Annotated in this window: 23 protein-coding genes and 1 tRNA gene; 16 read left to right on the top strand and 8 right to left on the bottom strand. The window is 66.1% G+C overall.

Annotated elements, in window-relative coordinates; translation table 11 throughout:
• The first annotated feature begins 35 nt into the window (after window positions 1-35).
• From ACVWW6_RS03720 to ACVWW6_RS03710, 3 genes are all read left to right on the top strand, one after another.
• The gene (locus tag ACVWW6_RS03720; RefSeq protein ID WP_028173644.1) at window positions 36-344 is read left to right on the top strand and encodes an EthD family reductase; all 309 of its coding nucleotides are present in this window, start codon (window positions 36-38) and stop codon (window positions 342-344) included.
• A gap of 189 nt (window positions 345-533) precedes the next feature.
• A complete protein-coding gene (locus ACVWW6_RS03715; protein WP_060909319.1) occupies window positions 534-1,043 on the top strand; it encodes a hypothetical protein in 510 nt (169 codons plus the stop codon).
• A 129-nt stretch (window positions 1,044-1,172) separates the two neighbouring features.
• Window positions 1,173-1,997 (top strand): alpha/beta fold hydrolase, encoded by an 825-nt coding sequence (locus tag ACVWW6_RS03710; protein ID WP_456680147.1) that lies wholly within the window; start codon window positions 1,173-1,175, stop codon window positions 1,995-1,997.
• A gap of 38 nt (window positions 1,998-2,035) precedes the next feature.
• Here ACVWW6_RS03710 and ACVWW6_RS03705 read toward each other — a convergent pair whose 3' ends face one another.
• Window positions 2,036-2,677, bottom strand: coding sequence for a TetR/AcrR family transcriptional regulator (locus tag ACVWW6_RS03705; RefSeq protein WP_060909317.1), 642 nt, complete (start codon window positions 2,675-2,677; stop codon window positions 2,036-2,038).
• A gap of 89 nt (window positions 2,678-2,766) precedes the next feature.
• Between ACVWW6_RS03705 and ACVWW6_RS03700 the strand changes: the two genes are divergently transcribed.
• From ACVWW6_RS03700 to ACVWW6_RS03660, 9 genes are all read left to right on the top strand, one after another.
• Window positions 2,767-3,705, top strand: coding sequence for an SDR family oxidoreductase (locus ACVWW6_RS03700; RefSeq protein ID WP_456680146.1), 939 nt, complete (start codon window positions 2,767-2,769; stop codon window positions 3,703-3,705).
• Between the two features lie 26 nt (window positions 3,706-3,731).
• Window positions 3,732-4,391 (top strand): NAD-dependent epimerase/dehydratase family protein, encoded by a 660-nt coding sequence (locus ACVWW6_RS03695; RefSeq protein WP_038965313.1) that lies wholly within the window; start codon window positions 3,732-3,734, stop codon window positions 4,389-4,391.
• Window positions 4,392-4,472: 81 nt separating this feature from the next.
• Window positions 4,473-4,916 carry a DUF2948 family protein gene (locus tag ACVWW6_RS03690; RefSeq protein ID WP_028173638.1) on the top strand — a complete coding sequence of 148 codons (444 nt, stop codon included), beginning with the start codon at window positions 4,473-4,475 and terminating at the stop codon, window positions 4,914-4,916.
• Between the two features lie 276 nt (window positions 4,917-5,192).
• On the top strand, window positions 5,193-6,488 hold the full coding sequence (hisD, locus tag ACVWW6_RS03685) for a histidinol dehydrogenase (protein WP_456680145.1): 1,296 nt from the start codon (window positions 5,193-5,195) through the stop codon (window positions 6,486-6,488).
• Window positions 6,485-6,982, top strand: a complete 498-nt coding sequence (locus ACVWW6_RS03680; protein ID WP_011084075.1) for a UPF0262 family protein — start codon at window positions 6,485-6,487, stop codon at window positions 6,980-6,982. The genes hisD and ACVWW6_RS03680 overlap by 4 nt, the downstream gene beginning before the upstream one ends.
• Before the next feature lie 6 nt (window positions 6,983-6,988).
• Window positions 6,989-7,456: an arsenate-mycothiol transferase ArsC gene (locus ACVWW6_RS03675; RefSeq protein ID WP_011084076.1), complete on the top strand. Its 468-nt coding sequence runs from the start codon at window positions 6,989-6,991 to the stop codon at window positions 7,454-7,456.
• A gap of 155 nt (window positions 7,457-7,611) precedes the next feature.
• Window positions 7,612-8,241, top strand: coding sequence for a Maf-like protein (locus ACVWW6_RS03670; RefSeq protein ID WP_011084077.1), 630 nt, complete (start codon window positions 7,612-7,614; stop codon window positions 8,239-8,241).
• Between the two features lie 166 nt (window positions 8,242-8,407).
• Window positions 8,408-8,590, top strand: a complete 183-nt coding sequence (yacG, locus tag ACVWW6_RS03665) for a DNA gyrase inhibitor YacG (protein WP_011084078.1) — start codon at window positions 8,408-8,410, stop codon at window positions 8,588-8,590.
• Window positions 8,591-8,787: 197 nt separating this feature from the next.
• Window positions 8,788-8,863, top strand: a tRNA-Phe gene (locus ACVWW6_RS03660).
• Between the two features lie 69 nt (window positions 8,864-8,932).
• Here ACVWW6_RS03660 and ACVWW6_RS03655 read toward each other — a convergent pair.
• The 7 genes from ACVWW6_RS03655 to mdcA are packed head-to-tail and all read right to left on the bottom strand — an operon-like array spanning window position 8,933 to window position 14,950.
• Window positions 8,933-9,853: an acyltransferase domain-containing protein gene (locus ACVWW6_RS03655; protein WP_456680144.1), complete on the bottom strand. Its 921-nt coding sequence runs from the start codon at window positions 9,851-9,853 to the stop codon at window positions 8,933-8,935.
• Window positions 9,853-10,701, bottom strand: a complete 849-nt coding sequence (gene mdcB / locus ACVWW6_RS03650; RefSeq protein WP_456680143.1) for a triphosphoribosyl-dephospho-CoA synthase MdcB — start codon at window positions 10,699-10,701, stop codon at window positions 9,853-9,855. Before mdcB ends, ACVWW6_RS03655 begins: the two co-directional genes overlap by 1 nt.
• Window positions 10,698-11,345, bottom strand: a complete 648-nt coding sequence (gene mdcG, locus ACVWW6_RS03645) for a malonate decarboxylase holo-[acyl-carrier-protein] synthase (RefSeq protein WP_304550764.1) — start codon at window positions 11,343-11,345, stop codon at window positions 10,698-10,700. Before mdcG ends, mdcB begins: the two co-directional genes overlap by 4 nt.
• Complete coding sequence (gene mdcE / locus ACVWW6_RS03640) at window positions 11,338-12,078, bottom strand: biotin-independent malonate decarboxylase subunit gamma (RefSeq protein ID WP_456680142.1); 741 nt, start codon at window positions 12,076-12,078, stop codon at window positions 11,338-11,340. Before mdcE ends, mdcG begins: the two co-directional genes overlap by 8 nt.
• Complete coding sequence (locus ACVWW6_RS03635; protein WP_456680141.1) at window positions 12,065-12,979, bottom strand: biotin-independent malonate decarboxylase subunit beta; 915 nt, start codon at window positions 12,977-12,979, stop codon at window positions 12,065-12,067. Before ACVWW6_RS03635 ends, mdcE begins: the two co-directional genes overlap by 14 nt.
• Complete coding sequence (gene mdcC, locus ACVWW6_RS03630; RefSeq protein WP_028173631.1) at window positions 12,976-13,293, bottom strand: malonate decarboxylase acyl carrier protein; 318 nt, start codon at window positions 13,291-13,293, stop codon at window positions 12,976-12,978. The genes ACVWW6_RS03635 and mdcC overlap by 4 nt, the downstream gene beginning before the upstream one ends.
• Window positions 13,294-13,303: 10 nt before the next feature.
• A complete protein-coding gene (mdcA, locus tag ACVWW6_RS03625) occupies window positions 13,304-14,950 on the bottom strand; it encodes a malonate decarboxylase subunit alpha (RefSeq protein ID WP_456680140.1) in 1,647 nt (548 codons plus the stop codon).
• Between the two features lie 193 nt (window positions 14,951-15,143).
• Here mdcA and madL point away from each other — a divergent pair, with 193 nt between their 5' ends.
• The 4 genes from madL to ACVWW6_RS03605 all read left to right on the top strand — a co-directional run bounded on the left by madL (window position 15,144) and on the right by ACVWW6_RS03605 (window position 18,599).
• Complete coding sequence (madL, locus tag ACVWW6_RS03620) at window positions 15,144-15,578, top strand: malonate transporter subunit MadL (RefSeq protein ID WP_028173629.1); 435 nt, start codon at window positions 15,144-15,146, stop codon at window positions 15,576-15,578.
• Window positions 15,575-16,339, top strand: a complete 765-nt coding sequence (madM, locus tag ACVWW6_RS03615; RefSeq protein WP_456680139.1) for a malonate transporter subunit MadM — start codon at window positions 15,575-15,577, stop codon at window positions 16,337-16,339. The genes madL and madM overlap by 4 nt, the downstream gene beginning before the upstream one ends.
• Entirely contained in the window at window positions 16,340-17,059 is a 720-nt protein-coding gene (locus tag ACVWW6_RS03610; RefSeq protein ID WP_404524476.1) for a GntR family transcriptional regulator, read from the top strand.
• Window positions 17,060-17,279: 220 nt separating this feature from the next.
• Window positions 17,280-18,599, top strand: a complete 1,320-nt coding sequence (locus ACVWW6_RS03605; protein ID WP_456680138.1) for an aminotransferase class V-fold PLP-dependent enzyme — start codon at window positions 17,280-17,282, stop codon at window positions 18,597-18,599.
• The last annotated feature ends 79 nt before the right edge of the window (window positions 18,600-18,678 follow it).

Here is an 18,678-nt window from a genome sequence, read left to right as displayed (position 1 = left end):
GCGTGGAAAAACAAGGATTCCCAAGGGAGGACTCAATGGCTGAAATCGTCGTGCTCTACAAAACACCCAAGGATGCTGCGGCCTTCGACAAGTACTACGCCGAGACCCACATTCCGCTCGCCAAGAAGCTTCCCGGCCTGAAGAAATACGCCGTCAGCAAGGGGCCGGTCGCATCTCCCGCAGGTCCTTCCGGAATCCATCTCGTCGCCATTCTCACCTTCGACAGCGTGGCCGACATTCAGGCGGCATTCGCCAGTCCGGAAGGCAAGGCGACAGGCGCCGACGTGCCGAAATTCGCCAGCGGCGGTGCCGACCTCTTGATCTTCGACACCAAGGAAGCGTGAACAATCGATTCAATTTTGGTCGAAGCCTGCTGTCGTTTGTGACAGCGATGCAAAAAATTCAGCCATGCGTTTGTCGATTCGCACGATGACGCATGGCTTTGCCCATGCGTGTGACGACAACGCATGTGGCAATCTCATGAGGGGCGTAATACTAATCTCCATCTCAATGCAGAGAGTAGGAGAGATGTCATGGTTCTAGGGTTGAGCTTGCCCGTCTTCACGATGGTCCATGTCATCATAAGCCTGATCGCCATCGTCGCCGGCCTCGTCGTGATGTTCGGCCTGCTCGGCTCGAAGCCGATGCCGGGCCTCACTGCGATCTTCCTGCTGTTCACGATCCTCACCAGCGCGACCGGCTTCCTGTTTCCGTTCAAGGAGCTGTTGCCCTCGCACATCATCGGCATCATTTCGCTGGTGCTGCTCGCGATCGCCTGCATCGCGCTCTACGGCATGAAGCTCGCGGGCGTCTGGCGCCCGGTCTACATCGTCACCGCGATGATCTCGCTGTACTTCAACGTCTTCGTGCTGGTGATCCAGTCGTTCCTGAAGGTGCCGGCGCTCGCCGCGCTCGCGCCCGCCGTGCCGCCGGCGCCGCCGTCCGGCCCGGTGTTCGCCGTGGTGCAGGGCATCGTGCTGGTGTTCTTCGTGGTGCTGACCATCGGCGCCTGGCGCCGCTTCAAGCCGATGGCGTTTGCCTGATCGCACGAACCCTCGTCATTCCGGGGCATCGCGCCGCGATGAGCCCGGAATCTAGCGCGACAATTTCCAGATTCCGGGTTCGCGCGGACGCGCGCCCCGGAATGACGTTCCACTCAAAGGAGCCCCACCATGCCCACCATCACCACCAAAGACGGCGTCGAGATCTTTTTCAAGGACTGGGGCTCGGGTCAGCCGATCGTGTTCAGCCATGGCTGGCCGCTGTCGGCCGACGACTGGGACGCGCAGATGATGTTCTTCGTCACGCGCGGCTACCGCGTCATCGCCCATGACCGCCGCGGTCACGGCCGCTCGGCGCAGGTCGCCGATGGCCACGACATGGATCACTATGCCGACGATCTTGCGGCGGTCACCGCGCATCTCGACCTGAAGAATGCCATTCACGTCGGCCATTCCACCGGCGGCGGCGAGGTCGTGCATTACATCGCGCGCCATGGCGAGAGCCGGGTGGCGAAGGCCGCGATCCTCTCCGCGGTGCCGCCGCTGATGGTGCAGACCGCGGCCAATCCCGGCGGACTGCCGAAGAGCGTGTTCGACGATTTCCAGGTGCAGCTCGCCGCCGGCCGCTCGGCCTTCTACCGCGATATCGCCGCCGGCCCGTTCTACGGCTACAACCGTCCCGGCGCAAAACCGTCGGAAGCGGTGATCCAGAACTGGTGGCGCCAGGGCATGATGGGCGGCGCCAAGGCGCATTACGACGGCATCGTCGCGTTCTCGCAGACCGACTTCACGGAGGATCTGAAGAAGATCAGCGTGCCCGTGCTGGTGATGCACGGCGACGACGACCAGATCGTGCCTTACGCCGACTCCGCGCCGTTGTCCGCGAAGCTGCTCAAGAAGGGCATCCTGAAGACCTACAAGGGCTTCCCGCACGGCATGCCGACGACGCATGCCGAGACCATCAACGCGGACCTGCTGGCGTTCTTCAAAGAGTAAGTCCGCGCTTACCCTCCCTTCCAGGGGAGGGTAAGCGATCACTTCAATATCGCCCTGATCGCATCGAACGTGCGCTTCACGAAAGCCTCCGGCTTCTCCCGCGCACCTTCGCCGATCCAGCTCTCGCCGCCGACGCGCATCGCGCCGGTGGCGATCATGGCGACGAGCCGGGCCTTCAGCCGGTCCGACTTGCGGCCGGAGCGTTGCGTGAGCCCGTCCGCGAGCGCGCGCTCGAGCTTTTCGTATTTGAGTTGGTCGCGCGCGTGGAGCGCGGGATTGTCGCGTTTGAGCCGCGACATCGCTGCCGCCTCGGTCGGATCGATCCGCTTGACCGCCGCGGCGATCGCATTCTCCGCCGCCGTCAGCATGGATTCGTCCGCAGGCCGTGCGAGAATCTCGGAGACCAGCGCGGCCGCGGCATCCTCCTGCCAGGCGGCGACCACGTCCTCCTTCGAGGCGAAATAATGGAAGAAGCTGCGGCGCGACACATCGGCAGCGGCCGCGATGTCGTCGATAGTCGTGGTTTCGAAGCCGCGCTCTAGGAACAGCGCCATCGCCGCGCGCTTCAGTCGCTCGCGGGTCTGCTGCTGCTTGCGCTCGCGCAGGCCGGGCGCCGCCGGGGATTTTTCTCCGGAGGACAAGGGCTTGGCGCGTCTGCTAGCGTGCTTCGAAGCCTTCAAATTATTTCACCTCTTGCAAATTTGCACTTAGTGCACATTTAGACCGGTCGCGGGCCTTATTCCACCCCCTGATAGCCTGGAGCTATGGCATGACCGACTGGACCACGGCAGACATCCCCTCCCTCAGCGGCAGGACCGCCGTCGTGACCGGCGCGACGGGCGGGCTCGGCTACGAGACGGCGATGGCGCTGGCGGGCGCCGGTGCCATTGTCATACTCACCGGACGCAACGACGCAAAGGGCCTGCGGGCGATCGAGGGCATTTGCGAGCGGTTTCCCAATGCGCTGATCGCCTACGAGCATCTCGACCTCGCCAGCCTGTCCTCCGTGGCCGATTTCGCCCGGCGCTTTGCCGCCGGCAACGAGCAGCTCGACCTCCTCGTCAACAATGCCGGCGTGATGGCGCTGCCGAAACGGCAGCAGACCGAGGATGGCTTCGAGATGCAGCTCGGTACCAACTATCTCGGCCATTACGCGCTGACGGCGCGCCTGTTGCCGCAGCTTCGCCGGGCGAAAGCGTCTCGAATCGTCAATCTCTCGAGCCTCGCGCACCGCTCCGGCGCGATCAATTTCGATGATCTGCAAGGCAAGCGTTCCTATCGTCCGTGGCGGGCCTATTGCCAGTCCAAGCTGGCGATGCTGATGTTTGCCTTGGAATTGCAGCGTCGCAGCCTCGCCGCCGGCTGGGGCGTGACCAGCGTTGCCGCCCATCCCGGCTACGCGCGGACCGATCTCATTGCGAACGGGCCGGGCGCCAACACGCTCCAGTGGCGCGTCGGCCGTTGGCTGCAGCCGTTTATCAGCCAGTCCGCCGTCGAGGGCGCGCTGCCCACGCTGTTCGCGGCGACCTCGCCGGCGGCCGAGCCCGGCGGCTATTACGGTCCGAACGGGTTCTATGAATTGAAGGGGCCGCCAGCGCCGGCGAAGATCATGCCATGGGCCAAGGATTTCGCCGCGGCGGCCATGCTGTGGGATGTCTCGGCAACGCTGACCGGTGTATCCTTCGACGACATCGCGGTCGCCGCATGAGCCGCGACGCTGTTGGGGACGTCCCGATGCAAGTCATCATCTTTGGCGCGACCGGCATGGTCGGGCAGGGCGTCTTGCGCGAGTGCCTGGTCGATGCCGGCATCGACCGCGTGCTCGTGGTCGGCCGCAGTCCGACCGGCGTGCGCAACGCCAAGCTCACCGAGATCATCCACGACGATTTCACGAACTATTCGGCGATCGAGTCTCAACTGACCGGCTTCGACGCCTGTTTCTTCTGCCTCGGCGTCTCCTCGATCGGCATGAGCGAGGAGCGCTATCGTCATCTCACCTATGACCTCACGCTCGCCGCGGCGACGACGCTGGCGCGGCTCAATCCGCAGATGACTTTCACCTATGTCACCGGCGCCCACACCGACTCCACCGAGCAGGGCTCGCGGATGTGGGCGCGGGTCAAGGGCAAGACCGAAAACGATCTGCTCAAGCTGCCGTTCAAGGGCGCCTACATGTTCCGGCCCGGCGCGATCCAGCCCCTGCATGGTGCCCGCTCCAAGACCGCCTGGGTGCAGGCCGTGTATGCCGCAACCTGGCCACTCTGGTCGGTGCTGCGCCGGATTTCGCCGCGGCTCGTCACCTCCACCGAGCAGATGGGCCGCGCCATGATCCGCGTCGCCCGGGAGGGGTATCCGCGCAAGGTGCTGGAGATGGAGGATATCAATAGCCTCTAGTCCGCCGGGTCGTTAGTTCTAAGGAAATTTCCGCGGCCGCGCGCGTTGGGCCGTACCCGCCCCCCAGGAGAAATGCCGGCGATGTCGCCCCAGCTCAAACTGATCGCGCTCGATGCCGACGATCTCGCCGTGATCTCCACCCATGTGCAGGATGCCCGGGTGCAGGCCTCGGACATCATCTGGCGGCAGAGCGAGAAGCGGCTGGTGGTCGGCATGAGCCGGCTGGACTGGGAGCAGACGCTGGACGGCGAGACCGAGCCGCGCCGGCTGGTCGCCGCGCTCCGCTTCGACCGCGTGCTTGCCTGCAAATCGCGCAACATCGACCTCGGAGCCCCGGACGAGGTTCTGGACCTCGTCGGCATCGAGTTTCACCCCCAGGACGGCCACGACGAGGAGCCCGGCGGCAGCGCCCTGCTCTTGTTCGCCCAGGGCGGCGCCATCCGCCTCGATGTCGAATGCCTCGAATGCGAGCTGACCGATCTCGGGGCGGACGAACTGGGGACGGGGATCGAAGCGGAGGGGTGAGGAATGGGAATGACCCCACTCCTGCTGTCGTCCTGGCGAAAGCCAGGACCCATTACCACCGGTGGTCGTGATGGAGTGGGCCGGAACCACATCCTGCTTCAATTACAACAAGTTGGGGTAATGGGTCCTGGCTTTCGCCAGGACGACATCGAAGCAGGATGGCGATGGGCGACGACGACGTCTCGCAAGGGTTGACGGCGGGAGGCCGTCGCGCCATTGAGCAGGGGACCTGGTGCGCCAATCGCCCCGAGAAACCAGCCAGAAGCCAAGCCAGACATGCCCGTTCGTCTCGACCGCAGCAGCGCCGATTTTGACCAGCGATTCGCGGCCTTCCTCGCCGCCAAGCGCGAGGTCTCGGCCGACGTGGAGGCCGCCGCGCGCGCGATCGTCGACGACGTGGCGAGGCGCGGCGACGCCGCCCTGCTCGAGGCCACGGCGAAGTTCGACCGGCTGACACTGGACGCATCCGGCCTTCGCGTCTCGGCCGCCGAGATCGAGGCTGCGGTGAAGGCCTGCGATGCCGCGACGCTGGATGCCTTGAGCCTCGCGCGCGACCGCATCGAGACCTATCATCGCCGCCAATTGCCGAAGGACGAGCGCTTCATCGACCCGCTCGGCGTCGAGCTCGGCTGGCGCTATACCGCGATCGAGTCCGCCGGCCTCTACGTGCCCGGGGGAACTGCCGCCTATCCGTCCTCGGTGCTGATGAACGCGGTGCCCGCTAAGGTCGCCGGCGTCTCGCGCCTCGTGATGGTGGTGCCCTCGCCGGACGGCAAGCTCAATCCGCTGGTGCTGGCGGCGGCAAAGCTCGGCGGCGTCACCGAGATCTACCGTGTCGGCGGCGCGCAGGCCGTCGCCGCGCTCGCGCACGGCACCGCCACCATCGCGCCGGTCGCAAAGATCGTCGGTCCCGGCAACGCCTATGTCGCCGCCGCCAAGCGGCTGGTGTTCGGCAAGGTCGGCATCGACATGATCGCCGGCCCCTCCGAGGTGCTGGTCATTGCCGACGACACCGGCAATGCCGACTGGATCGCCGCCGACCTGCTCGCGCAGGCCGAGCACGACACGAGTGCGCAATCGATCCTGATCACCGATTCCGCACGCCTTGCCGCCGATGTCGAGAAGGCGGTCGAGGCGCAGCTGAAGACGCTGCCGCGCACCGCGATCGCGAGCGCCTCCTGGGCCGACTTCGGCGCCATCATCATGGTGAAGAATCTCAACGACGCCATCCCACTTGCGGATGCGATTGCCGCCGAGCATCTCGAGATCATGACGATCGATCCCGACGCGCTCGCCGCACAGATCCGCAATGCCGGCGCGGTATTCCTCGGCGCGCATACGCCGGAGGCGATCGGCGATTATGTCGGCGGCTCCAACCACGTGCTGCCGACGGCGCGCTCGGCGCGATTCTCCTCGGGCCTCTCGGTGCACGACTTCATGAAGCGCACCTCGATCCTGAAATGCGGCCCGGATCAGCTTCGTGCGCTGGGACCTGCTGCGATGACGCTTGGCAAGGCGGAAGGGCTGGACGCCCATTCGCGCTCGATCGGATTGCGCCTCAATCTGTCATGACAAAGCCGCCCGAACAGGACGACTCCAACAATCGCATCGTCGCGGTCACCCTCGACGAGGAATCGATCGGCCGTTCCGGGCCCGACATCGAGCATGAGCGCGCGATTGCGATCTACGACCTGATCGAGCAGAACCTGTTCGCGCCGGAGGGCGCCGACGGGAAGGGGCCGTTCACGCTGCATATCGGCATCACCGGCAACCGCCTGATGTTCGACATCCGCCGCGAGGACGGCGCGCCCGTGGTCGTGCATCTGTTGTCGCTGGGGCCGTTCCGCGGGATCGTGAAGGACTATTTCATGATCTGCGACAGCTATTACCAGGCGATCCGCACCGCGACCCCGGACAAGATCGAGGCCATCGACATGGGCCGCCGCGGCATCCATGACGAGGGATCGCGCACGCTCCAGGAGCGGCTGAAGGGCAAGGTGCGGGTCGACTTCGAGACCTCGCGCCGGCTGTTCACGCTCATTACTGTTCTGCACTGGAAGGGGTAAGCGCGGATGGCTGCGCCCCCACGCGCACGCGATCCGCAATCGGTGCTGTTCGCCTGCGCGATGAACAGCGTGCGCTCGCCGATGGCCGAGAGCCTGCTGCGGCACATGTTTCCGCAGGGCCTCTACGTGAAGTCGGCCGGCGCCAGGAAGGGCGAGCTCGATCCTTTCGCCGTTGCCGTGATGGCCGAGCTCGGCCAGGACATCTCCGTCCACAGGCCGCAGACCTTCGAGGAGCTGGAGGACTGGGAGGGGCTGAACTTCGACCTCATCATCACGCTGTCGCCGGAGGCGCATCACAAGGCGCTGGAGCTGACCCGCACGCTCGCGGCCGACGTCGAATACTGGCCGACCCAGGATCCCACCACCATCGAAGGCAGCCGCGACCAGAAGCTCGCCGCCTACCGCGAGGTCTGCGACCAGCTGCTGCTGCGCATCCGCCGGCGCTTCGCGAAAGTGGGCGCAGCGAGCGGGTAGCATCCGGTGGGCGTAACACCCGCGTCACAGACTGCAGGCACAGGCATGTCGGACACCTCGAATCAGCAAAGTCCGGGTTCCCGGGTTGTGAAATCAGCCCCCTTCCGATAGGTTCCGCGCGCAATTCACCCCTGCCTCATCCCCAAAATCACCTGATGCTTGGCCGCCCCAAATTCGTACTTGCCTCCGGTTCGCCGCGGCGCCTGTCGCTGCTCAACCAGGCCGGCATCGAGCCGGACGCGCTCCGGCCGGCCGACGTCGACGAGACGCCGAAGCGGGGCGAGCTGCCGCGCGCCTGCGCCAATCGCCTCGCAAGGGCCAAGGCGGATGCGGCGCTGAAATCGGTGCAGCTCGACGACGAATTGCGCGGCGCTTTCATCCTCTCCGCCGACACGGTGGTGGCGGTCGGCCGCCGCATCCTGCCCAAGGCCAATCTCGTGGACGAGGCGGCGCAGTGCCTGCGGCTGCTCTCGGGCCGCAATCATCGCGTCTATACCGCGATCTGCCTCGTCACGCCGCGCGAGGCCTTCCGCCAGCGCCTGGTCGAGACCCGCGTCCGCTTCAAGCGCCTGTCGGAGGACGACATCCAGGCCTATATCGGCTCCGGCGAATGGCGCGGCAAAGCCGGCGGCTACGCCGTGCAGGGTATCGCCGGCTCCTTCGTGGTGAAGATGGTGGGGTCCTACAGCAACGTCGTCGGCCTACCGCTCTACGAGACCACGACGCTGCTCGGCGGCGAGGGCTTCCCGATCCGCTTCGGCTGGCTCAACGCCACCGCCGTGTGAGCGCGAATGCCGCGCCGGACGGGTCTTAACAAAAATCTCGAAAACAACCCCATGCACAGTAGAATTGGCCCGCGGGACCCGGGCCGCGACGCCTGCGCGTCCGCCCGAGGAACCTGTTTGCGGACAGGCTCTTGAACGTTTTCACCCCGTGTAAGCTGCCGACATCATGGACGACCAGGTCAAAATGCCCACCGGCCCGCTCAAAACCTGCCCGATCTGCGGCAAGCCCGCCGTGCAGGCCACCCACCCGTTCTGCTCCTCGCGCTGCCGCGACGTCGACCTGAACCGCTGGCTGAAAGGCTCCTACGTCATTCCCGGCCGCGACGACGAGGTGGATGACGTTGAATAGAAAAGCAATATCAATTACTTAATTGAGCTTCCAGCGTGCCGCACGCCAGCCGCGGCAACGCCACCCCACCTTGTGCACAGCCGGGTCGCGCCCGGCGTAGCCTTCAGGCGAAGCCGGGTGGACAGGCGGCCTTCAGCCCACTATAAACCGCCCGCTCGATGGGCCTTGACCTTCTCTTTGGGTCCTTCCCTCAGCACGCCCAGGTAGCTCAGTTGGTAGAGCATGCGACTGAAAATCGCAGTGTCGGTGGTTCGATTCCGCCCCTGGGCACCATCCGGCTCTTCCAACAGCCCGATATCCAAAGCAATTCTGTAATTCCAACGGCCTCGCGCTGCCGATTGGCTATTCGGCCGCAATCCAGTTTCGCAGGCCATCGACCGTGCGGAATCCGTCCGCCGCGTAGCAGCGAATGGAGGGAAGGAAGGCCTGCATCATCTCGGCGAGCGCGTGTCCCGGACCGAGATCCAGCACCCTGCTGACGCCCAGCTCCGCAAGGGCTTCCAGCGTCGCCGACCAGTCGATCGGGCGCGCCACCTGCCGGGCGAGCTTTGCGGTTGCGTTGCTCGCGGAGAAGATGCGCTCGCCATCGCCTCCGGCGAGCAGGACGCGCTGGCTTGCAATGGCGGAGCGTGTGCTGGCGTCGAGCGCCAGTTGAAGGGGGCGGCAGGCCTGTTCGAGCTGCCGCGTGTGCGAGGCGATTTTCACGGCGAGCAGACCTGTGCGCGTGGCGCCTTGTCGTATCGCTTCCTCGCAGAGGTCGATCACGTCCTGCTCGGCGCCTCCGACGACAACGAGACGATCGGGGTTCCTGATCGCGATCTCGCAGCGATGCTTCCCGAGCAGGCGTTCGAGCGCGGCCGGGTCGAGCCCGCGGACATAGCCGAGGCGGCCATCGGGGCCGGCGACGCTATCCATCAGGCGCGCGCGAACAGCCGTCAATCGCAAGGCTTCATCGGCGGTCCATATCCCTGCAATGCTCCAGGCGGTCATCTCGCCGACGCTGTAGCCGGTGACGGCCGCAGGTTCGGTCAGGAGATCGGCAATGCAGGCATGGATCGCGAGTGCCGACGTGACGGTCAGGATCTGGCTGACATGGTTTGCGGACAGCTCGTCTGCGCTGTGCGTCCGGACGAACTCCCGCGGATCCTCGCCAAGATGCGCGGTTGCCGCGACGAAAACAGGCTCCGCGGCAGGCTGACCGGCGGCCAGATCGAAGATCTTGTCCGAGAGGGTGCCTTGTCCACCGCAGAGCAGAGCAAGCATCAGGGGTCCAGCCGGTCGACGAAGAGGGCCATGGCCAGCAGATCAGCCGAGCCGCCGGGACTGAGATTGCGTGCCACGAATGCCTGATGAATCTCGATGGCTCGCTCGCGCCAGCCGTGACGTCCAACGCCTCCGGCGGCAAGAAATGCGGATGCGCTGGCTTGGGCGAAGTGCAATCCCTCCGCTCCGCCGCGATGCAGGAGGTTGGTGTCGGTGACATCGGCGATGAGCGTCATGCAGGTCTGAACGCGGACCGCTTCCTCATCGCAACGAGCGAGCTTTCGCGCAGCATGCAGGGCGGGCAGGGCGATCTCGTAGACCGACGGGAAGCCGCAAGCCGCCTCCGCCCTGGCGCCGCCGGCACCGTAGCGCCGCGAGGCCATGGCGCCGTGGCTGCGCAAGGATATGGGACCCGAAAGGATATCTTCGCCCCAGCGCTGCGACACCAGATCGCCGAGCGACTTGCGAATGCCGAGCGCGCCGCGATATCCGGCCGCGGCGCAGAGCAGACCCAGTCCGAAGATCGCGCCGCGATGCGTGTTGACGCCTCCGGTTTCCGCGAGCATGGCGCGCTCGGCGGCGACCCCGATCGCGCGCAACCGGCTCATGCCGGCGCCTTCGGCTCCGGCAAGCGCCAGATCACGGAGGAATGGCCTCAAGGTATCGGCGCTGCGGCACAAGAGCCCGGCGTCCATGTCGCTGTGCGCGCCATTGTCGACATGGCTGACGAGCCCCGGTTTCGGATGAGTTTCGACTTCGAGCTTCAAGCAAAGCGACGCCAGATCACCGAGCTGCGCCGCATCGGGCGCGTTGGCAGGTGTCGATTGCCATCTCAGCGCGACGGTCACGACAGATTCCCCGTCAGAAACGCGGCGCGCGTCGTGCTGATGACGCCGGCGGGGCCTTTCACGAGGACTTCATCGTCGTCAGCACCGATGAGCTCGCGCCATTGGACGCCTCCCGCGCGACCAACGATCTCACCGTCCAGCCGCATCGGCGCCTGGTTCGCAATCCGGCCGATGTCCGACGGCAGAGTGTCGGCTTGCCTTGCCGACGACAGCGGCCAGAGCAGATCGAGGTCCGAACTGTCGGAAAGATAGGGCAGGCCGGTGAGATGCTGCCAGGCCAGGCTGCCGAAGGTGCGTGTCTCCGGCAGAAGCTGGAGCAGCAGGCCGATCGTCTCCCGCCAGCGCGCAGGTGCCGCGGCGGCCGCATCGGCCAAGGATGGCGGCGGAGCCGATGCGATGATGTCGCCGGGTGCGAGCGCGAACGCGATGCGCCGTTTGCCGTGGCTGGGCGGCAGCGGCAGGCCGAGCGGAATCATGCCGGCGGCATCGCTGCACGCCGGCCGGCGAACGATGAGGGGGCGGTCGGCGCGCGCCCAGCCGTCGATGATCGGCTCGCTGGCGAGTTCGGGGTGGCGGCTCATCACGGCCGCCCATCCGGCGGCCGAGGCCTTCACCATGGTGTGACGCGCGTGCGCTTCAGCCATGTTGCGCGCCCTGCTGCGATATCGCGGCGAGTCCGACGACCCGATCGGCGATCTCGGCCGCCTTTCGACGTCCGCCCCGCTCCGCGCCGAGCTGGCTGCGTTCGTCCCGTCCGGCAGGCTGTGCCAGCACGGCCGCAAGCTGCGGCGCCAGGGGCGCAGTTTCGTCCCAGACGACGTGAATGCCGCCGGTGCGGACCATGTTGTCGAGCCCGGGCGCGAAAACGGGTGTCGCTTCCGCCTTGGCCTTCAGCACCTCGATCGGAAGCTTGGTGACCCGCGCCATCGACGGCAGATCCATCACGGCGGGATGCGCGCCGGGAAGCGCCACCAGCGTGCCGGTGGCAAGAGCGGTGGCGATGAACGCGCCGGCCGCGCTGCCGCCGTAGAGCAGGCCGACCGTGCGGTGTCCCTCGGCCTCTGCCAGCAGCAGGGCCTTGGCGAGATGCGATAGATATTCGCTGAGGCCAAGCAACTCGTCGCGCTTGCTCATGCGCTGGCTGGCGGAATCCACCAGGACCAGGATCGGCGCCCGATCGTTGGATTTGATGATCTCGATCACGCGCCCTGCGAGCGCGATCGCCTCGTCCACGCCGAGCGGCTGTCCTTGCGTGATGCCGAGCACGTGGATCGCCCCGCCATCAGGCAGGGTCGCCTGTCCCGCGATCATCGCGCCGGTCGTTTCGATCTTGCGGCCGTTCGGGAACAGGCCGGCCAGGATGTCATCGAGCGTCATCGGCGTTCTCCCTTGTGTCTGCCGCGTGAAGAAAGGCGTCGGTCGGAAGCGCGGGGATCTCGGTCGGCGCGTCGATACCAAGCGCCTGCCAGATCTCGACGGCGTCCTCGGCTTCACCGAAACGCTGCAGGCGGCGCTCCAGGCGCTTCTGCTCGGCTGCGAGAGCGCTGGTGTCGCAGCCACGCTTGATCTTGAGCGCGTCGATCGCAGCATGCCGAAACGCCAGCGCCTCGTCGTCGACGAACATGTCGGCGCCGCCGATGAGATAGCGGTGCTTGCAGCCCATGGTGCGCCAGACCAGCGCGCGATCGCGCGAGTCGAACTCCTCGATGCCCCTGTTGGTCTCGATCACCTCGGGACCGCTGACGCTGATCCGCCCCTGCTCGGACACGATCAGGCGCGAGCAGGTGCCGGCGATCAGGCTGCCGCCGCCATAGCAGCCGGCACGTCCGCCGATCAGGCCGACGACGTTGATGCCGGCGCGGCGTGCCTCGACCACCGCGCGCATGATCTCTGCGATCGCGAGCTCTCCGGCATTGGCCTCCTGGAGCCGCACGCCGCCGGTGTCGAACAGGATCAGCACGTCGTGCTTGAGCGTACGCGCCGCGCGCAGGAGGCCGGTGAGCTTGGCGCCGTGGACCTCGCCGAAGGCGCCGCCCATGAAGCGTCCTTCCTGCGCGGCGACGAGCACCGGCGATCCCTCCAGGCGGCCACGGCCGACGACGATGCCGTCGTCGAACTGCTCCGGCAGGTCGAAGATCGAAAGATGCGGGCTGATCTCGCGCAGTTCGGGGCCGATGTACTCGGAAAAGCTGCCGGCATCGACCAGCGCGTCGATGCGCTGCCGGGCGCTCGCCTCGTACCAGCTCAGCGAAATAGTGTTGGCTGCGACCTGTGTCATCGTTCCGGCTCCTCGATCTTGCGGACGCCTTGCGCAAGGCGCAGCGCGACCGTGTCCGGCCGGGCGCCGCCGTCATTGATGGAGATGCGCAAGCCGCCGGCAGAGCGGCGGGCGACGAAGTCGCGGACCACGGCGTCCCACACCGCGCCGAAACCGTGAGCTGCGGTTGCGATGTCGATCGTGCACATGTCGGCCGGCGAGGCGCGTTCCAGCAGCACCTCGAGATTGCCGGAGGCGACGACGCCGACGATCGCCTGCGCGCGGGTGCCGCCGGCGGATCTGGCTGCGGTCAGCCTGAAGCTGAGCTTTTCCATGCGAAACTCCTCACCAGTTGCGGAAGCGGCTGGGCGGACGGTAGAGGCCGCCGGAGGCCAGCATGAGGTCCTTGATCGAGCGGGCCGCCAGCAGGCGGCGGTCGGCATCAAGCGGGTCGATGCCGAGATCCTCGGGACGACGAATGACGCCGCGTTGCCTGAGCTGCTCGACCAGCTTCGCATCGCGCGCGCGTCCGATGTCGGTGTACCCGGCGACGCCGCGGATCGCCTGCTCGCGCTCGTCCTTGGTGCGGCACATCAGGAGGTTGGCGATGCCTTCCTCGGTGACGATGTGGGTCACATCGTCCGAGTAGACCATCACCGGCGCCAGATCGAGCTTGAGCTCGCGCGCCAGCTCGAGCGCATCCAGCCGCTCGACGAAGAGCGGGGCATTGCGCTCGCCGAAGGTCTCGCCGATCTGCACCACCAGCTTGCGACCGCGGCGCAGCGCGGCGTTGGAGTCGGGGTCCGCTTCGGCGCCGGCCTTGAGCCAGGGTTCGCTCGGGTGGCGGCGGCCATGTGGATCGGATCCCATGTTGGGCGCGCCGCCGAACCCGGCGATGCGGCTCGTCGTCACCGTCGAGCTGTGACCCTCGAGATCGATCTGCAGTGTCGATCCGATGAACATGTCGCAGGCATAGAGGCCGGCCGTTTGGCAGAAGGCGCGATTGGACCGCAGCGAGCCGTCGGGGCCGGTGAAGAAGATGTCGGAGCGCGCCGCGACATAGTCCTCCATGCCGACTTCCGACCCGAAGCAGTGGATCTGGTCGACCCAGCCGGATTCGATCGCCGGAATGAGGGTTGGATGCGGGTTGAGCGCGAAGTGGGTGCAGACCTTGCCCTTGAGGCCGAGCTTCTCGCCATAGGTCGGCAGCAGCAGCTCGATCGCGGCGGTGTTGAAGCCGATGCCGTGATTGAGGCGGCGCACGCCGTAGGGCGCGTAGATGCCCTTGATGGCGAGCATCGCCGTCAGGATCTGGGTCTCGGTGATGGCGGCGGGGTCGCGGGTGAAGAGCGGCTCGACATAGAACGGCCTGCCGGCTTCGACCACGAAATGCACGAGGTCGCCGGGAATATCGACGCGCGGCACCTTGTCGACGATCTCGGTGACCTGCGCCACCACGAGACCATTTTTGTAACTCGTCGCCTCGACGACGGTCGGCGTGTCCTCGGTGTTCGGCCCCGTATAGAGGTTGCCGTCCTTGTCGGCACTCACCGCGGCGATCAGCGCGACGTTTGGCGTGAGATCGATGAAGTAGCGGGCGAACAGCTCGAGATAGGTATGGACCGCGCCGAGCTCGATCTTGCGGCCGAACAGCATGCGCGCAATGCGCGCCGATTGCGGGCCCGAATAGGAAAAGTCGAGCCGCCGCGCGATGCCCTTCTCGAAGACATCGAGGTGTGCGGGCAGGACCACGCCGGACTGCACCATGTGCAGGTCGCTGATCTCAGCGGGGTCGAGGTTCGCAAGCGCCGCGGCGAGGATGTCGGCCTGCTTCTGATTGTCGCCCTCCAGGCACACCCGGTCGCCTGATCGGATCACGGCCGCAAGAAACACGGGCAGGCTCGGGAGCGGGACGATCTTTCCCTTCGCGTGCCGCCGGCCGGCCGTCAGGCGCTCTTCCAGAGCGGCCTTTTGCATACCCCAATTGCTCATCTCGGCTCCTTGGCATGCGAGGTTGCCTTCATTTGTACCGAATGTATGCGTATTGCGCCTTAATGTCAATTAGTGTATACGCAAACTCATAAGCGATGGATATTCGCATACACAGGAGGAGATTTAAGATGCGAATGCATGCAAGGCGTCCAAGTCGCGTGGCCGGAGCTCCGTTCGTTCAGGGGAGGCGCCCGTGACCGTTTCCGGCGTAGCGCTGCTCTCCATCTGCACGTTGCTGGGGGTCTTGCTGGGGGACCTGCTCGGCATCGCCCTCGGCGTTAAGGCCAATGTCGGCGGCGTCGGCATTGCCATGATGTTTCTGATCGCCGCCCGGCTCTGGCTGGTGCGGCACGGCCTGCTCAGCCACGGTCTCAAGACCGGCGTCGAGTTCTGGGGCAGCTTCTACATTCCGATCGTGGTCGCCATGGCGGCGCAGCAGAACGTCGTCGCTGCGGCCAAAGGCGGTCCCATCGTCGTCATCGCGGGGATCGGCGCGGTCGCCGTGTGTTTCGCGATGGTGGCCCTGATCGGCCGGCTCAGCGGCCGTGTCGAGACCATGGACGAGATCGAGGCGCGAGAGGCGCTCGAGGCGAGCGTGCCCCACTTCAAGTCCGGGAGGATCGGATGACGATGATATCGCACATTCTTGCTGCAAACTCGCTGCTCACCGCTTTCGCGGCCGTCGGGATCCTGATGTGGGCCTCCGGAGCGATCTCGAAATACCTCACCTTCGGACGCATCCACGGCTCGGCGATCGCGATCATGCTGGGTCTCGTGCTGGCCTTCTTCGGAGGCCTCGCCACAGGCGGTGAAAAGGGCGTCGCCGACCTGCCGGCGCTGACCGGGATCGGCCTGATGGGCGGAGCGATGCTGCGCGACTTCGCCATCGTCGCCACCGCCTTCGAGGTCGATGTCGTCCATGCGCGCAAGGCCGGGGCGATCGGTGCGGTCGCGCTAGGGCTCGGAACTGTCGTCCCGTTCATCCTGGGCGTGTTCGTCGCCGCGGCATTCGGCTACACCGATGCCATCTCGATGACGACGATCGGTGCCGGCGCGGTGACCTACATCGTCGGGCCGGTCACGGGGGCTGCGATCGGCGCATCCTCGCCGGTTATTGCGCTCTCGATCGCGACCGGTGTATTCAAGGCGGTGATCGTCATGATCGGCACGCCCTTCGTGGCGAAGATGATCGGTCTGAACAATCCGCGCAGCGCGATGGTGTTTGGCGGCTTGATGGGAACGGTCAGCGGCGTGTCCGGAGGGCTGGCGGCGACGGACCGGCGCCTGGTGCCGTACGGTGCGCTGACGGCGACGTTCCACACCGGGCTCGGGTGTCTGGTCGCGCCCTCTGTTCTTTACTTCGCGGTGCGCGCGATCACGGGAGGCTGAATGGCAGGATTGTTGAAAGTCGCAGCCGACGCCGAGGACGATGGCGGGCTGCTCTCCGATCGCATTCGCAACGCGCTCACCGACGAGATCGCCTCGGGTGCGCTGGTCGCCGGTTCCGCCCTGGAAGAGCAGCTGTTGGCCGATCGCTTCGGAGCCTCCCGCACGCCGGTGCGGGAGGCGCTTCGCCAGCTCGTGGTCAGCGGCCTGGTCGAAGTGCGCGGGCGGCGCGGCCTCGTCGTGGCGCGGATGACGCCCGAGCGCATCATGGACATGTTCGAGACCAGTGCCGAGGTCGAGGCGATGTGCGTCAGGCTCGCGACCTATCGCATGACCCCGCTCGAGCGCAGCCATTTGATCGAGCTGCATGACGCCTCGCTGAAGATGGTCGAGGCCAATGACGTCGATGCCTATGACGCGTTCAACCGGGAATTCCACGAATGCATCTACCGGGCAACGCACAACTCGTTTCTGGCAGAGCAGGCGCAGGATGTCCGCTCGCGTCTCAGCGCTTTTCGCCGCACGCAATTGCGGCATGGCGATCGCATTCGCAAGTCCCGCGACGAGCATGACGTCATCATGCAGGCGATCGCCGAAGGCGATGGCGAGACCGCATCGCGCAGGATGCGGGCGCATATGTTGAACGCGGCCGCGGCGCTTCGGCGCTACATCGATGATCGCCTGGGCGGACCGGCCGACGGGCCTGCAACCGACAACACCTGACGATTGCGGTTGTGCTCCGATGTTGAAACTAAGCAGATCGGTGCGGGCGTGAGGTGCCAGCAGGGCGCGCGGCTTTTCCGTTTTGACGAGGCCGGTGTGTGCGACCAACCAGATCGTATTCCCTGCCGGGGCAACGTCCGGCATCATCAGACTGTCACCGCCCTGTCATCGGTGTTCCATTGATCGCTGCTCCTTTCGCCGCGCAGCGCAGAGGGTGGACATGCATCTGATCAAGACAATTTCTTCCGACCGCCGGTCGATCCTGAAGGGCCTCGCGGCCGCAGCTGTCGCGCCGCTGGCGGCGCCGGCTCTTGCCGCCGAGAGCCTGCCGGCACAGCCGACTGGATCGGCGGCCGCAATCGCCACCGACAAGGCCTATTGGACGGCCGTGAAGGGGCTCTATGCCGTGACGCCCGATGTCGTCAATCTGGAGAACGGCTTCTGGGGCATCATGGCCGAGCCCGTGCGGCGCGAGTTCATCCGTCTGTCCGATATGGTCAACTATCAGAACACCTATTACGCGCGGCAGCGCGCGGGTGCGGATTTCGAGGCCGTGCGGGCCAAGGTGGCGGAGGCGGTTGGAGCTGCGCCCGAGGAAATCGCGCTCACCCGCGGCGCGACCGAAGCGCTGCAGCTGCTCATCGGCGGCTACAACAAGCTGAAGCCCGGCGACAGCGTGCTCTACGCCGACCTCGACTACGATTCGATGCAGTATGCCATGAACGCGCTTGGGGCGCGCCGCGGTGTCGACGTGGTCAAGTTGGATGTGCCGGAGCCGGCCACCCGCCAGGCCTTGCTCGACGCCTATGCCCGCGCCCTCGAGGCGAATCCGAAGGCCAGGCTGCTTCTCCTCACCCATGTCAGCCATCGCACCGGCCTCGTCATGCCGGTCACCGAGATCGCCCGCATGGCCAGGGCCAAGGGCGTCGACACCATCCTCGACGCCGCCCATTCCTGGGGGCAGATCGACTTCAGGGTGGGCGAGCTCGAGGTCGATTTCGTCGGCTTCAACCTGCACAAATGGATCGGCGCGCCGGTCGGCGTGGGCTTCCTCTACATCAGGAAGGACCGCCTCGCCGACATCGACCGTGACCTCGGCGACGAGGATTTTCCGGCGACCGACATCCGCTCGCGCGTACACACCGGCACGGTCAATTTCGCGACGGTGCTGACGGTGCCCGCGGCCGTCGAACTGCATCAGCAGATCGGCGCCGCGGCGAAACAGGCCCGCCTGCGCTACCTGCGCGACTACTGGGTCAGTCGCGTTCGCGGCTTCAAGGACATCGATATCCTGACGCCGGACGAGGCCGGCCTGTATGGTGCGATCACGTCCTTCCGCCTCGCCGGCAAGACGAGCAAGGCCGACAACGACGCCACCGTGGCGAAGCTCAGGGACACCCACAAAGTCCTGACGGTTCGCCGGGCTGGCGTCGCCAAGGGCCAATGCATCCGCGTGACGCCGGCGCTCTACACCGAGGAGGCCGATCTCGACCGGCTCGTCGAGGCGCTTGCCGCCATCACGGGTACGAAGTCGGGCTGAACCCGCTCGGGGCGGAGTGCAATCGGCCAGCGCATCGACAATCATCGCGTGATCGCCGGCACATATCATTCGAGCCGGT

The organism is Bradyrhizobium sp. USDA 3311 (assembly GCF_054062495.1).
This window is presented reverse-complemented; position numbering and strand designations above follow the sequence as displayed.